Here is a 14,741-nt window from a genome sequence, read left to right on the forward strand (position 1 = left end):
TCTTTGTTTCCAATGCGCCCGGCGCTTGTCGCCTCAGCGTACCGACCGGATCGGTAACACGAAGAACGAGGAGGCGAAGACGAAGATGATGGCCGCGATGAACAGCACGCTGTAATCGCCACCGGACAAGCCCAGCAACCAGGCGGACATGACGGGGCTGATGGCCTGCGGGATATTGATGGCCGTGGTCAGGATGCCCAGATCCTTGCCGGTGGACCCGGTGTCCCGGGGCAGCACCTGGGTCATCAACGCCATGTCCACCGCCGTGAACGCGCCGTAGCCCAGCCCGACGATCCCGGCATAGAGGTACATCCCCTCCACCGTCGGGGTGATCAGCGGGACCACGCAGGCCGCCGCCATGATGACGGAGGAGAAAAAGACGAAGGGCTTGCGCCGCCCCACCCTGTCCGACAGGAACCCGGAGACCAAACCGGAGAACAGCAGCATGACGAAGGTGATGGCGGAGATGTTGCCGATGACGGCGTTGGCCTGGTCCACCGACAGCTGGATGTAGTCCCGCAGGATGTAGAGCTGGTAGGTCACCACCCCCTGGTATCCCATGTAAATCGTGAAGCGCCCCAGGAAGGCCCAGCCAAAATCGGGATGCTTGCGCGGATCGATCCAGAAGCTGCGCAGGAAGCCCGCGAAGCTGAAGGGCGCGGGCTTGAGATGTGCTGATGGCACCTCACGGTTCAGGAAAACGAAAGCGACGCAGCAGGCCGCGACGGCCAGGGCGAAGACCAGGTAGCCCAGCACCAGCTGGCTGGCCAGTTGCCCCGCCACGATGATGCCCACCGTGCCGCCGGCCGTCATGCCCGCCCCGATGAAGCCCGAGGCGGTCCCCCGGTTGGCCGGCGCGAAGCGGTCGGCCACCACGGTGGACAGCGGCCCCTGCATGGCGTTGTAGGCGATGGCCGCCATCACCCACAGCACGGTGATGGACCACAGGGACGTGACCAGCGACACGCCGAACAGGCACATGGACCCGATGAGGGAGGCCAGCGCGATCCACGGCGACCGCCGGCCCCAGCGCGACCGGGTGCGGTCGGACAGGGCGCCGGCGATGGGGGTGGTCAGCGTCGAGAAGATGGACGTGATGGACATGACGATGGCGAGGTTCGCCGCCTTCGCCGCCGGATCCAGCGCCGCCACCTGGTTGGGCAGCAGCACCGAGATGACCCCATTGTATAGGGCCAGCAGCACGAAAAAATTGATCAGCAGCGACCAGAGCAGGACCCAACGCCGCCGACCCGCGACATGCTGGCTGGTATCTTCCGCCGGGGCGGAAGGAAGGGGGACGTCCATGGGAATGTCGCTCATCTTTGGTTGATCTCTCCCTGACTGCCGTCATGACCGGCCCTCTTGGGTGGGGCCGCTGTCGATTGAATGTCTATCGATGCATTATCCGCTGCCCAGCCGGTAGATCCGCCGCGCCGTCTCCCGGAACACGGCGTCCCGCTCCGCCTGGGTCCAGCCCGCGGCGATTTCCTGGAACACCGTCAGCCACGCCGGGTAGCCGCCGGCCAGGTCCACCACCGGCCAGTCGCCGCCGAACAGGCAGCGCCCGGCGCCGAAGCAGGCCAGGACATGGTCGATGTAGGGCCGCACGTCCTCCACCTGCCAGCCGTCCCACCGTGCCTGGGTGGTCAGGCCGGAGATCTTGCAGGCCAGGTTGGGGAAGCGCGCCAGTCGGGCCAGGGCGTCGGCCCAGCCGTCGGCCTGGATATCGCCGCCGTGGGTGGCGATGTCGGGCTTGCCCAGGTGATCCAGCACAGTGACGGCGCCCGGCACCGCCGCGTACAGATGGTCCAAGGCGTGGGCCAGGGCCGGCAGTTGCGGCGCGCGGGCGCAAATGTCCAGGCTGAGCCCCGCCTTCGCCGCCCGCACCATGCCGTCCAAGTGGTCAGGGTCGGTGACGAAGGGCAGCGGCTCGTTCTGCACCGACCGGCGCACGCCCCTGACCAGGGGCCGGGCGGCCAGGGCGTCGATGGCCGCCTGCGCCCCCGCCCCCCGTTCCAAGGGCGCGAAGGCCACGATCCCGCCCACCGGCACGCGGTCCGCCATCCCGGCGACCCAGTCGACCTCATCCAGCGCCTGGGCAGGATAGCAGTCCGCCTGCACGAACACGGCCTGTTCGATGGGTAGGGCCAACGCCGCCCACTGGGCCGGGGTGTGCGGCCCGGCGATGGAGGGGACGTGGGACAGCCAGTCGTAACGCAGGCGCGCCGGGTCCCAGAGATGCAGGTGGGCGTCGATCAGCATGAGGTTACCCAGCCCGCGCCAGGCGAACTTGCGGCGGGGCGGCGCCCAGGGCGGCGCGGTCCAGGATGGCCGGCCGGCGCCAAACGCGCCGCGCCTCCTCGCTCAGCACCAGGCCGTGGCCTGGCGCCTCCCGGCCGTAAATGTAGCCGTCCTCCATGCGGTAGCTCTCCTCCACCAGATGGTCGAAGTTCTGGTAGGAGTATTCCAGCCACTCGACCTCCGGCAGGGCCAAGGCCATGTTGACGCCGACCTCCAGGAAGGAGTTGCCCAGGGTCACCGGCACCACCTTCTCCGCCGCCAGCCAACCGATGCGCATGACGTCGGTGACGTGGCCGTGGACGTTCAGCATGTCGGCCCCGCCCGCCTCGATCAGCGCGCGCTTGCCCGATGCGTCCAAATATTCGCCGCTGTTGATCAGGGTGCGGCCGGCCGTCTGGCGCAGCAGGCGCAGGCCGTCGAAATCGTTGCGCTGGATGGGATCCTCCAGCCAGAAGATCTCGTGCCCGGCCTTGCGCATCAGTTCCAGGTTCAGAATGGCCTGCTTGGGCGACCAGGCCTCGTTGGCGTCCACCATCACGGTGGCGTCAGGCCCCACGGCCTGCTTCAGCAGGTCCAGGCGGTGGATGTCGCGCCCAATCTCCGGATGACCCACCTTGATCTTGAAGGCGGTGAAGCCCTCGGACGCGGCATGGGCGAACAGGTCCTGGAACGCCCCGTCGTCTAGGTGGAAATCCAGGCCGGACGCGTATGCGCGCACCTTCTCCTTGCGCGCACCCAGCAGCCGCCATAGCGGCAGGCCCACGGACTTGGCGAAGAGATCCCAGACGGCCTGCTGCAAGGCCTCCTCGAACGGCAGAGTGTAGCGCCGGGCGATGCCGCCGCGCGGCCGGGTCACCCGGTGGGCGAGCGCGCCGGACTGCTGCCCCTCCAGCCCGGGCCACACCTCAGACTGGAAAACGCGGATGATCTCCGCCTCCTCCGGCAGGGGAAAGAACAGCGACTGGACGAATCCCAGGCCCGCCGAGCCATCGGAACCGACCAGTTCCAGGGCTGCGACATGAACGTCATCGGTCCGGACTTGGCTATCCCCGATGACCCGATCTCGGGCAAACTGGAATCGTGTGATGCGGAAGTCGACGATCTGCATTTTCACCGCTACACTCTATTCAGATATCGATATCTGAAATATCAGGACACGAATTAGATATGGCAGCGGCACGCAAAAAGCAAGCGGCAAACGCGGCGATCGAGGACACCGGCAGCGCTCCGGAGGGCAAGCGCCTAAGTGAGATCGCCTACAGCGCCATCCTGGAAGGGCTGTTCGCCCGCAAGGTACCGGCCGGCGCCTTCGTGTCGCAGAATGACCTGGTGCAGCTGCTGGGCATCCCGGTGCAGCCGTTGCGCGACGCGCTGCGCGTGCTGGAGGCGGAGGGGGTGTTGACCATCCATCCCCGCTCCGGCATCCAGTTCCTGAAGCCGGACTTCGAATTCGCCCGATCCACCTATCAGTTCCGCTCCATCATAGAGCGCGCGGCGGCCCGCACCTACGCGGAAACCGGGGATGCGGGGGAAATCGCGACCCTGCTGGCCGACCACCAGGCGCTGATCGCCGCCATAGAGAAGGACGGCCTGACCCCCACCCTGACCCAGACGCTTGAGGGGTTGGAGCAGCGCTTCCACGGCGCCATGATCGCCTGTCTGCGCAACCCACTGATCGAGACGACGGCCCGCCGACTGAAGAACTACGTCACCCTGATCCGGCTGGAGCGGCTGATCACCCAGCCGCTGGCCCTGCGTACCCTCAATGAGCATATCGAGGTCCTGCGCGCCTGCACCGACCGCGACGGCGATCGGGCGGAGGCAGCGCTGACCGTGCACTTCCAGGCGGCCTTGCAACGCATCCTCGGCATGTTCTGAGTCGGCGGTTACGCGCCGTTGACATATGAAAAGACGTATCTAATATATCAGTTGCGACTCAACCGTCTCAGCTGAATGGATACCCGATGAAACTGGCCCGTTACGGCGCCCCCGGCCGCGAACGCCCCGCCCTGCTGGATGCCCAGGGCACCCCGCGCGACCTGACCGGCATCGTCGATGACATCGCCGGCGACGTGCTGACCAGCACCGGCCTGGCGCGGCTGGCCGCCATCGACCCCGCCACGCTGCCCGCCCTGCCGGCGGGCCAGCGCATCGGGCCGGCCGTCGGGCGCGTGGGCAAGATGATCTGTGTGGGCCTGAACTTCCGCGACCACGCGGCGGAGTCCAACCTGCCCTTGCCCAGCCAGCCCATCATTTTCATGAAGGCCACCACCGCCATCTGCGGTCCCAACGACGACGTCGTCATCCCCTACGGCTCGGTGAAGACGGACTGGGAGGTGGAGCTGGGCGTGGTCATTGGAGATACCGCCCGCCATGTGCCGCTGGAAAAGGCGCTGGACCATGTGGCCGGCTATGTCCTGATCAACGACCTGTCGGAACGCGAATTCCAGCTGGAGCATGGTGGCCAGTGGGTGAAGGGCAAGAGCTGCGACACCTTCGGCCCCATCGGCCCCTTCCTGGCGACCAAGGACGACATCCCCGACCCGCAGGCCCTGGGCATGTGGCTGACGGTCAACGGTCGCCGCTACCAGGATGGCACCTCGGCTGAGATGGTGTTCGGCGTGGCCCATCTGGTCAGCTACATCAGCCGCTACATGACCCTGATGCCGGGTGACGTCATCAGCACCGGCACCCCCGCCGGCGTGGGCCTGGGCCAGACCCCGCCCACTTACCTGAAGCCCGGCGACGTGATCGAACTGGGCATCGACGGCCTGGGCACCCAGCGCCAGCGCACCGTGGCCTGGAACGCGGCGGAATAGCATGTCGCTTGACCCCTCATCCTTGGGCGCCCTCGGCTTCGGGGCGGCGTCCATCGGCAACCTCTACCGCGCCATGCCGGAAGAGAATGCCGACGCCACCATCCGGTCGGCCCTGGACGCCGGCATCCGCTATCTGGACACGGCCCCGCACTATGGCTTCGGCCTGTCGGAGAAACGCCTGGGCCGCCACCTGCCCACCTTGGACCCGGAGGGGAAGCTCATCCTCTCCACCAAGGTCGGCCGGCGGCTGGACCCGGTGCCGGATGCCGACCTGACCCTGGTCCGCCAGGGCTTCGTGACCCCGGAACCGTTCGAGAGCCGCTTCGACTATTCCTACGACGCGGTCATGCGCTCCTATGAGGCCAGCCGGCAGCGGCTGGGGCGGGAGCGCATCGACATCCTTTATGTCCACGACATCGGCCGTTACGCCCACGGCGATCGCCATGCGGAAACGTTCCGACAGTTCATGGCGGGCGGCTACCGCGCGCTGCGGGAGTTGCGCGACGGCGGGGTGGTGGGCGCCATCGGCCTGGGCGTGAACGAGTGGGAGGTCTGCGTCGAGGCGCTGGCCCATGGCGATTACGACCTGATGCTGCTGGCCGGCTGCTACACCCTGCTGGACCAGTCGCCCCTGGACGTGTTCCTGCCGCTGTGCGCGCGGCGGGGCGTCAGCATCGTCATTGGCGGCCCCTACAATTCAGGCATCCTGGCCACCGGCGTGAAGGGCACCGGCGCCGTCAACTACCAATACCAGCCGGCGCCACCGGACATCGTGGCCCACGTGGCCGCCATTGAGGCGGTGTGCGACGCCCACGGCGTGCCCCTCGCGGCGGCGGCCCTGCAATTCCCCCTGGCCCACAGCCAGGTGGCCTCCGTCATCCCGGGCATGGACAGCCCCCGCCAGGTGGAACGGGCCGTCAGCCTGGTCCGCCACCCCATTCCCGCCGCCCTGTGGGCGGACCTGAAACACCAGGGCCTGCTGCGCGCCGATGCCCCGGTGCCGGTTTAAGCATGCCGCTGATATCACCTGAAGGAAACATCATCATGGGACGCCTTGAAGGCAAGACCGCCATCGTCACCGCCGCCGGCCAGGGCATCGGCCGTTCCAGTGCCGAGCTGTTCGCCCGCGAGGGCGCGCGGGTCATCGCCCTGGACATCAACCCCGAAACGCTGGCCAGCATGACGGGCGTGGAGACCCGCACCCTGAACCTGCTGGACGGCGCGGCCATCCAGGCGCTGGCCGAGGACATCGGCGGCATCGACGTGCTGTTCAATTGCGCCGGTTATGTCCACACCGGCACGCTGGCCACCACGGCGGAAAAGGACCTGGATTTCTCCTACGACCTGAACGTCAAGGCGGCCTTCCGCATGATCCAGGCCTTCCTGCCCGGCATGATCGCGCGCGGCGGCGGCTCCATCGTCAACATGTCGTCGGTGGCGGGGTCGGTCCTGGGGGTGGCCAACCGCTTCGCCTATGGCGTGACCAAGGCCGCCGTCATCGGCCTGACCAAGTCGGTCGCCGTGGACTTCGTGGACCGGAACATCCGCTGCAACGCCATCTGCCCCGGCACGGTGCAGTCGCCCTCGCTGGATGAGCGGCTGGCCGCGACAGGCGACGCCGACGCCGCCCGTGCCGCCTTCGTCGCCCGCCAGCCCATGGGCCGCATCGGCCGGCCGGAGGAGATCGCGGAACTGGCGCTCTATCTCGCGTCCGACCTTTCCTCCTACACCACCGGCACGATCAACGTCATCGACGGCGGCTGGTCGAACGCCTGACGGCGCTGGTATCGGATGCCAGCGGCATGAGAACCTCATGCCGCTGGAGCGGGTAGCCTCCCGTTAAAGTAAACGGAGGGCGCGGACCGAGGAAACCAAGCTCTTCGATACCCACGCCCGGCGCTTTGGAGGACATGAAAGGACGGCGGCATGATCATCTCCTCTCCGCGTGATTTCCGCGAGGCGGCCCGGCGCCGCCTCCCCCGCTTCCTGTTCGATTATGCCGAGGGCGGTGCGGGGACGGAGCAGACGACTCGCCGCAACGTCGATGACCTGGCCGACCTGGCGCTGCGCCAGCGCGTGCTGAAGAACGTGGCCGACATCTCGCTGGGCACCCGCCTGTTCGGGCAGGACCTCGCCATGCCCGTGGCCTTGGGGCCGGTCGGCATCTCCGGCATGTTCCGCCGACGGGGGGAGGTGCAGGCGGCCCGCGCCGCCCACCGGGCGGGCCTGCCCTTCTGCCTGTCCACCGTCTCCATCTGCTCACTGGCGGAGGTGGCGGCGGGCACGGATGGGCCACTGTGGTTCCAGCTCTACGTCATCCGCGACCGCGGCTTCATGCGCGAGTTGCTGGCCAACGCCAAGGCGCTGGGGGCCAAGGCCCTGGTGTTCACAGTGGACATGCCGGTGCCCGGCACCCGCTACCGCGACGCCCATTCCGGCATGTCCGGCCCCAACGCGCCGCTGCGCCGCCTGCTTCAAGCGGTGGGTAAGCCCGCCTGGGCCTGGGACGTGGGCCTGCACGGACGCCCCCACCGGCTGGGAAACCTGGAACCGGTGCTGGGCGACAAAAGCGGCCTGAACGACTACATGGGCTGGCTGGGCTCCAACTTCGACCCGTCCATCTGCTGGCAGGATCTGGAATGGATCCGGCAGGGTTGGGACGGCCCCCTGATCATCAAGGGCATCCTGGACCCCGACGACGCCCGCGCGGCCGCCGACATCGGCGCCGACGGCATCGTCGTCTCCAACCACGGCGGCCGGCAGCTGGACGGCGTGCTGTCCTCGGCCAAGGCCCTGCCCGCCATCGCCGACGCCGTGGGCGATCGACTGACCGTGCTGGCCGATGGCGGCGTCCGCTCCGGCCTGGATGTGGTGCGCATGCTGGCCCTGGGCGCCAAGGGCGTCCTGTTGGGCCGCGCCTGGCTCTACGCCATGGCCGCGCGCGGCGAGGCCGGGGTCACCCAGCTGCTGGAGATCTACGCCAAGGAAATGAAGGTCGCCATGGCGCTGACCGGCGTGCGCGGCGTGGGGGAGATCGACCGGTCGATCCTGGCGTGAGGGGCTTCCTTTTCCACATCACGGAGCGGGGCGGTCCAAATTGAACCGCCCCGTTCAACCAACGAGCATGATACCAACGCCGGCCTTCCCCAAAAAGAACCCCACCCCGTTGCCGGGATGGGGGGTGGGAGGTAGGGGGGAAGCCGGGACCTTAGAACTTCACGCGCACGCCGGCGGCGAAGCGGCGGCCGGTGGTGCGGTACTCCTTGGTGCGGTCGGGCGTGGTGGAATAGATGAACTCGTTCTCGTCCGTCAGGTTCAGGCCCTCCAGGGTGAGGGAGATGTTCTCCGTCAGGTCATAGGACAGGCTGGCGTCCAGCTGGCCGTAGGCGTCGAAATATTCCGGATCGCCGTTGCGGCCGCTGGCCACCTGCAGGAACTTGTCGCGCCAGGTGTAGGCCAGGCGGGCCTGGATGCCGTGCTTCTCATAGAAGGCGACCAGGCTGTAGGAGTACTTGGACAAGCCTTGCAGGCCATAGCTGGCGCCACTGACCACGTTGGCGTACTGGGCGTCGCTTTCCACGTAGGTGAAGCTGGCCTGCCCGCCCAAGCCGTCGAACGGACCCGGCAGCATGTCGAACACCTGGCGGTAGCCGACCTCCAGCCCCTTCACCGTGGCACCCTTGCCGTTGGTGGGCTGGGTCACCTGGAACACCACCTGATCCACCTTTTGGGGCGTCGTGGCCTGGGCCACGAAGCTGTCGATGTTCTTGTAGAACACGGCGGCCGACAGCATGGACAGGGGCTGGAAGTACCATTCCAGGCCGAATTCCGCCTGTGAGGCGCGGAAGGGGTTCAGGTCGGGGTTGCCCTTGGTGATCTGCTCGTTGCCCGGATTGGACAGGATGGTCTGGGCCGGCGACAGGTCGGACAGGGTCGGGCGGGTCATGACGCGGGAGGTGGCGAAGCGGGCCACCAGGTCGTCGGTCAGGTCCAGCTTGACGTTCAGCGACGGCAAGACGTCGGTATAGTGGCCGCTGAAGCTGATGGGCTGGACATCCGACAGGACGATGAGGTTCTGGCCCAGGCCGTTGGGCCTGGCGCTCAGCACGGTCTGCGCGGCGCCGGCGCTGGTGTAGGTCGTGTCCTCGATACGCACGCCGGTGTTGACGGACAGAGGCAGGCCGCCGATCTCCGTCTTCAGGTCGAACATGATGTAACCCAGGTTCACCTTCTCCTTCACGCGGGAGCTGGCGGCCGGGTCGGCCACGGGCGCGGTGTAGATACCCTCCGGCCGGGACATCAGGTAGTTCACCATCGCCTTGGGATCATAGGTGATCCAGTTGCGGATGATGTTGTCGCTCTGATACTTCGAGAAGAAGTCCATGGTCGTCGGCGTGAACAGCGACGACGGCAACAGCACCGAGCCGCCGCAGTAGGCGCAGGACACGGAGCCCGGCTGGCTGATGGCGTCCGCCGTCTTGGTCCGTTCCTGGTGCGAGGCGCCGGCGGAGATGGAGATGCCCCCGCCCGGATCCCAAGTGCCGTCCAGCTTCGCCTCGTTGACCTCATCCTTGTAGTCGGTGCCGCCCCACAGGTTGTAGTGGGCGCCGACGTGGTTCACGTCGGTCGCGACGTTGGGAATGGTGGGTGAGGTGAAGTTATAGTCGTAGATCGGGCTGCCGTTGCGCCGGTCGAACGTCATGGTCATGTCGCGGCGGCGGATGGTGGAGAAGATGCTGTCTTCCTTGCCGTCGCGCGTCGCCTGCGAGGTGGAGGCGTCGAACACCAGCTTGAAGGCGCCCTTGTGCCAGGCGGTGTTCAGGCCCACCAGGTAGGTTTCGGTCAGGCGCGGGGTGTAGGTGACGATCTGATCCACCGTGCCGCCGACAATCTTCTGATAGACGGCGGAGCCGTTCTTGACCACCTGGTCGACCAGCGTGCCGGAGGAGAAATCATAGGCCAGACCCTGCGACTGGTCGATCTGGTCCATCTTGGTATAGAAGCCATCCAACGTGAACGTCAGGTTGTCGTTCGGCTGGTACTGGACGGTGCCGTTCAGGCCCGTGCGCTTGCGCGACGTCTCATAGAAGAAGGGCGACAGGTTGGACGGCATGTCCACGCCGGTGAAGCTGCCCACGCCGGGCGCGGTGCGGCCGTACCAATAGTCGGTGGGGTCGACGTTGCCGCGCTTCACATGGCCGGCACCGATGTCGAATTCGTCGTCGCGGCTGTCGCGCTTCTCGTAAGAGGCCACCAGCGCCACGCCGAAGGTCGATTCCGGATTGTGCCAGCTGACGACGCCGGACAGCGACGGGTTGGTGCTGTCCGCCAGCTCGCCATACAGCGCGCGGGCGCTGCCGGCCACCACCAGGTCCTGCTTCTGGTCCAGCGGGCGCACCGTGCGGATGTTCACCGTGGCGCCGATGGAGGCGCCGTTGATGTTGGCGCTGGGGCTCTTGTAGACGTCGGCGCCGGAAATCAGCTCGGAAGGCAGGACGTCGAAGCTGAACTCGCGGCCCACGTTTTCCGTGGCCAGGGTGCGGCCGTTCAGGGTGACGGTGTTGAACTGGGGCCCCAGGCCGCGAACCGAGATGAACTGGCCGTCGCCACGGTTGCGGTCGATGGCGACACCGGTGATGCGCTGCAGGGATTCGGCCACGTTCTGGTCCGGCATCTTGCCCAGGTCTTCACTGGCGATGCTGTCGACGACGTTGACCGAATTGCGCTTGATCTCGGTGGCCACCTGCAGGGAGCGCTTGATGCCCGTGACCACGATCTCTTCCAGGCCCTGGTCATCGGTGGCCGGGGTCGCCGTCTGCTGGGCGAAGGCCGTGCCTACCGTGGCATGCAACAGGGCGCAGCACGCGACACCTTGGGCGAGCCCCATCAACGTACGCTTCATTATGAACGTCCTCTCCCTGATCGATGGGCTTATGACAGCGAGATGCCAGTGCCCGTTGTTTGAAATATCAGTGCCACGTTATGAAATTCCATGCAACGGGTTTTCTGCACTCAAGCGCATCAAAGGTGAGATCGGGGAATGGATGGCACAGGGCGCGATTTCGCTACGGCGTTAGGCAGCCGGCAACGCGCGAGGCCGGCTGCCTTCGCGTCACCAGCTCGGTTCCAAACTCTGAATGATCGCGACTTGTGGGTGGGCGGCCTGAAGGGCGCCGGCCCCATCATTTCGGAGCCAATGGCCGATTCCGACCTTTAAGAATCCTGCGAAGCCACCGTCCAGCGCCCCTGTCAGGCGTACGGCAGTCGGGAAATCAAATGAATGGCGGTAGGCTCGACCCAACAGCCTCCATGGCCTTCACAACCGTGCATAAATTATCCCACGCACACATCCGAATCGCCCGGAAATCACAATGGATTTCAATCCCTTGCACTTAACCTGTACAGGTTTGGCCATCTTATGCGTTGGATGGCCACTTTATGTGTTGGGGGACAATCGTTGTCCTCTAACGCATAACCTGGCCAACGGAGGCACGGCGTTCTGCGGGTTTTGGGCGTTAATCTATCTTAATTTTGGCCAGCTAATTCCCATATAATGGAATCATATCAAACCACATCTGCAGGCGCTAAGGCGCCGCTGACGGGCCTGTACGCCGCCAAGCCCATCGCGGATACCCCAAGGTTGCCCTCGCGGGGATGTGCAACAATCTTGCGCATAGTCCCTGAAACGGTGGTTTCAATTGATCATGATTCCGTCGGCGCCGGTGTTCACTTGCCCTCCTGCACACCGGCGTCTTTCTGGGCCGCAGCGACTAAAGCCTTTGCGATGTCGCCCTTGGTCGAGTCAAGGAAGGAGCTAATGTTCTTTAGAAGCCACGGAACATCTGTCACCTCGTCCACGGTCAGGGTGGCAGTGACGCGATCATGATGGCCCCGTTCATGCTTCGTCAGCAGAACTTTATTCCCGTTCGCATCAATTACATCGTGACCATTCTGGTCCTTTAACGGCTCATAATAGGTCTCGTCCCAGGGGGGAGCGCCAATATAGTCGCCTTGGCCTCATCTTCAGTAAACCAGTGATAATAATAAACCTGACGGAGTTCTTCAGACTTGATAATCATAGCGAGAATCGGATCTGCAGGCTGGTCTGTTCTATGCCAGCCGCCTGAAGCACTCAGCCCGATTTCATCGAGTGACATAGATATCCCTACCGCAACCTTGTCACCCTTGTCCGGCTTCTTCATGTGGTCTGTGCTGTAGAAGAGCCGAACCGGCGTAATGGTCACGATCTCCGGCATCATCGGGTCATAGGTAATCTTCCCGACGAAATCCATCGCGAGGGTTGCCGCGCCGGCGGGACCGGCTACTCGGCGCGACAACCGGAAGCAAGCATGTTCAGGGGCGGCGCCGATGCCCCCACCCGCAGTCAAGGTGTCGTAGAAGTCGAAATTCTCGGACTTGGCAACATAGCTGGTCGTGTATGCTTGCACCTCCTTGTCCAGCACTCCGACGACCTTATCGACCAGCCAAGTTCCGACCTTTTCGATAGCCCAGCCGGCAATGAGCGCGGCAACGGCGAGCAAATCTGGCTTCGGTTTTGGCGGTGGGGGGGCTTCGCAAAGGGTAAGAAGGCCATTCTGCCTGTCAGCCATCACCAATGCCGCTGCAGCGGGATCAGGCTGAGCGATCGGGGTCGCATCAGTTAGCGACGGAACTGCAGTACTAGTCAGATTTTTCCGCGTGGTGTCGTCGCCCGGACGCAGGAATGTCAAGACCGCATTGCGATCGAGCTTTGCTTGCGCTGCCGGTGGCGAAGTGCTGCAAGCGCATGCCGCAAGAAGGAACGACAGGGGTAAGGCTATGGTGGCCGTTCTTGAAGCAAACATGGACGACACCTTTAGTTGGTATATGATGCCGAAATGTCGCTCAGCGCGAGATTTGCAGACCTTACCAAAGGTGGAAGGTGTAAACAACTACGCCGCGTAATTTTCGGCATTGCTGCCGCTGGCAGTTTTAATTCCCTCTCTCCCATATATGTGATAATGTCCTTTATCATATATATGGGGGAGATCGGGACATGGATGCATTCGAGCAGCTGGTTGGTGACATCCTGCGTATGCAAGGCTTCTGGGTGCATACCTCAATGAAGGTCGACCTCAGCCCAGAGGACAAGCGCAAGATTGGCCGCCCCACCAGCCCACGGTGGGAATTGGATGTTGTTGGCTATCGCGGTAGCGACAACGTCCTGCAGGTAGTGGAGTGCAAGAGCTACCTCGATTCCAAGGGTGTACAAGCAGCATCGTTTATGGAAGCCGAATTGGGCCAAGGCGGTCGGTATAAGCTTTTCAATGAAGCCCTGGTTCGTGAGGTGGTCTTCAATCGCCTTGCAGCACAGTTGGTGGAACTGAAAGCGTGCCGTGAAAATCCAGAGGTGAAACTGGCTTTGGCGTGCGGTAAATTCTCGACTAATACTGACCGTAATACGGTCCGAGATCTGTTTGACACTCAAGGCTGGACTTTATGGGACGAGGTTTGGTTGAAAGATAATCTCAGGGCCATGGCGAAAAGCCGCTACCAAAATCAGATTTCGGCCGTTGTAGCGAAACTCTTGCTACGTGGTGCGATAGAATGACTGCACGACCACCGGCCCTGCTTCAATCGTTCACGGCGCCTAAGCTCGTTGTCGCCGCCGGTGACCGTGCCGGCGTCCGCTTCCTGGAATTCTTCGCCGCGCAAATCCGCAACCCTCACACCCGCCGCGCTTACAGCCGTGCGGTGGGGGAGTTCCTGACCTGGTGCGAAGATGCCGGCATGCCGTCGATCGCTGACGTGCAGCCGCTGCACGTCGCCACCTGGATTGAGGCCCGCACGCGCGAGGCGTCGGCGCCGACCGTCAAGCAGGGCCTGGCCGCGCTGCGCCACCTGTTCGACTGGCTGGTGACAGGTCAGGTGATCCCGGTGAACCCGGCCGCTTCAGTGCGCGGCCCATCGCACGTCGTGAAGACCGGCAAGACGCCCATCCTCGATCCTGTGGAAGCACGCCAGCTCCTCGATGCGATTGACGCGACAACGCCGGCCGGTTTGCGCGACCGCGCCTTGATCGGGCTCATGGTCTACAGCTTCGCCCGCGTGGGTGCGGCGTTGGATATGAAGGTCGAGGACGTCTACGTGCAGAGCCGCCGCTTGCGCGTGCGCCTGCACGAGAAGGGCGGCAAGGTGCATGACATGCCCTGCCATCACAATCTTGGGGACTACCTGGTGGCCTATCTCGACGGGTGCGGGCTGCGCGACGATCCTAAAGGGCCGCTGTTCCGCACCATCGGCCGCGGCACCGGCAAGCTCACCAGTACGCCCCTGCCCCAGCCGAACGCCTGGGCCATGATCGAGCGCCGGCGCACGGCCGCCGGCATCATGACCAAGATCGGCAACCACTCGTTCCGCGCCACGGGCATCACCGCTTACCTGAAGAACGGCGGCACGCTGGAGAAAGCCGCTGCCATGGCCAACCATGCCAGCACCCGCACCACCCAGCTCTATGACCGGCGCTGGGACGACGTGACGCTCGATGAGGTCGAGCGCGTGCAGATTTGAGGCGGTGTAGCCGCCCTTGCCCGTGAGCAGCGTGCCAAGGAGCGGCGCAGATACCAGGATCGCCTGTGAAGT

General features: G+C 64.8%; 12 protein-coding genes. 7 read left to right on the plus strand and 5 right to left on the minus strand.

Annotation, left to right across the window (positions count from 1 at the left end; all coding sequences use genetic code 11):
* Positions 1–33: 33 nt before the first annotated feature.
* The 3 genes from UAJ10_RS07060 to UAJ10_RS07070 all read right to left on the minus strand — a co-directional run bounded on the left by UAJ10_RS07060 (position 34) and on the right by UAJ10_RS07070 (position 3,409).
* Complete coding sequence (locus UAJ10_RS07060) at positions 34–1,320, minus strand: MFS transporter (protein ID WP_322914677.1); 1,287 nt, start codon at positions 1,318–1,320, stop codon at positions 34–36.
* A gap of 81 nt (positions 1,321–1,401) precedes the next feature.
* Positions 1,402–2,262 carry an amidohydrolase family protein gene (locus tag UAJ10_RS07065; RefSeq protein WP_322914678.1) on the minus strand — a complete coding sequence of 287 codons (861 nt, stop codon included), beginning with the start codon at positions 2,260–2,262 and terminating at the stop codon, positions 1,402–1,404.
* Between the two features lie 4 nt (positions 2,263–2,266).
* Positions 2,267–3,409 (minus strand): mandelate racemase/muconate lactonizing enzyme family protein, encoded by a 1,143-nt coding sequence (locus tag UAJ10_RS07070; RefSeq protein ID WP_322915013.1) that lies wholly within the window; start codon positions 3,407–3,409, stop codon positions 2,267–2,269.
* A gap of 59 nt (positions 3,410–3,468) precedes the next feature.
* On the opposite strand from UAJ10_RS07070, the gene UAJ10_RS07075 reads away from it, so the two are divergent.
* The 5 genes from UAJ10_RS07075 to lldD all read left to right on the plus strand — a co-directional run bounded on the left by UAJ10_RS07075 (position 3,469) and on the right by lldD (position 8,177).
* On the plus strand, positions 3,469–4,179 hold the full coding sequence (locus UAJ10_RS07075; RefSeq protein WP_322914679.1) for a GntR family transcriptional regulator: 711 nt from the start codon (positions 3,469–3,471) through the stop codon (positions 4,177–4,179).
* Positions 4,180–4,265: 86 nt separating this feature from the next.
* Entirely contained in the window at positions 4,266–5,120 is an 855-nt protein-coding gene (locus UAJ10_RS07080; protein ID WP_322914680.1) for a fumarylacetoacetate hydrolase family protein, read from the plus strand.
* A 1-nt stretch (position 5,121) separates the two neighbouring features.
* Complete coding sequence (locus tag UAJ10_RS07085) at positions 5,122–6,129, plus strand: aldo/keto reductase (RefSeq protein WP_322914681.1); 1,008 nt, start codon at positions 5,122–5,124, stop codon at positions 6,127–6,129.
* A 35-nt stretch (positions 6,130–6,164) separates the two neighbouring features.
* Positions 6,165–6,896, plus strand: coding sequence for an SDR family oxidoreductase (locus UAJ10_RS07090; protein WP_322914682.1), 732 nt, complete (start codon positions 6,165–6,167; stop codon positions 6,894–6,896).
* 150 nt (positions 6,897–7,046) lie between these two features.
* Complete coding sequence (gene lldD / locus UAJ10_RS07095) at positions 7,047–8,177, plus strand: FMN-dependent L-lactate dehydrogenase LldD (protein WP_322914683.1); 1,131 nt, start codon at positions 7,047–7,049, stop codon at positions 8,175–8,177.
* 151 nt (positions 8,178–8,328) lie between these two features.
* Here the strand turns inward: lldD and UAJ10_RS07100 are convergent, their stop codons facing one another.
* Together UAJ10_RS07100 and UAJ10_RS07105 are read right to left on the minus strand one after the other, a co-directional pair.
* Positions 8,329–11,022: a TonB-dependent receptor gene (locus tag UAJ10_RS07100; protein ID WP_322914684.1), complete on the minus strand. Its 2,694-nt coding sequence runs from the start codon at positions 11,020–11,022 to the stop codon at positions 8,329–8,331.
* Positions 11,023–12,079: 1,057 nt separating this feature from the next.
* A complete protein-coding gene (locus UAJ10_RS07105) occupies positions 12,080–12,964 on the minus strand; it encodes a hypothetical protein (protein ID WP_322914685.1) in 885 nt (294 codons plus the stop codon).
* Positions 12,965–13,155: 191 nt separating this feature from the next.
* Between UAJ10_RS07105 and UAJ10_RS07110 the strand changes: the two genes are divergently transcribed.
* Both UAJ10_RS07110 and UAJ10_RS07115 read left to right on the plus strand, forming a co-directional pair.
* The gene (locus UAJ10_RS07110; protein ID WP_322914686.1) at positions 13,156–13,710 is read left to right on the plus strand and encodes a hypothetical protein; all 555 of its coding nucleotides are present in this window, start codon (positions 13,156–13,158) and stop codon (positions 13,708–13,710) included.
* Positions 13,707–14,669: a tyrosine-type recombinase/integrase gene (locus UAJ10_RS07115; RefSeq protein ID WP_322914687.1), complete on the plus strand. Its 963-nt coding sequence runs from the start codon at positions 13,707–13,709 to the stop codon at positions 14,667–14,669. Before UAJ10_RS07110 ends, UAJ10_RS07115 begins: the two co-directional genes overlap by 4 nt.
* The last annotated feature ends 72 nt before the right edge of the window (positions 14,670–14,741 follow it).

This window comes from Nitrospirillum guaranorum, assembly GCF_034653275.1.
Classification (GTDB): domain Bacteria; phylum Pseudomonadota; class Alphaproteobacteria; order Azospirillales; family Azospirillaceae; genus Nitrospirillum.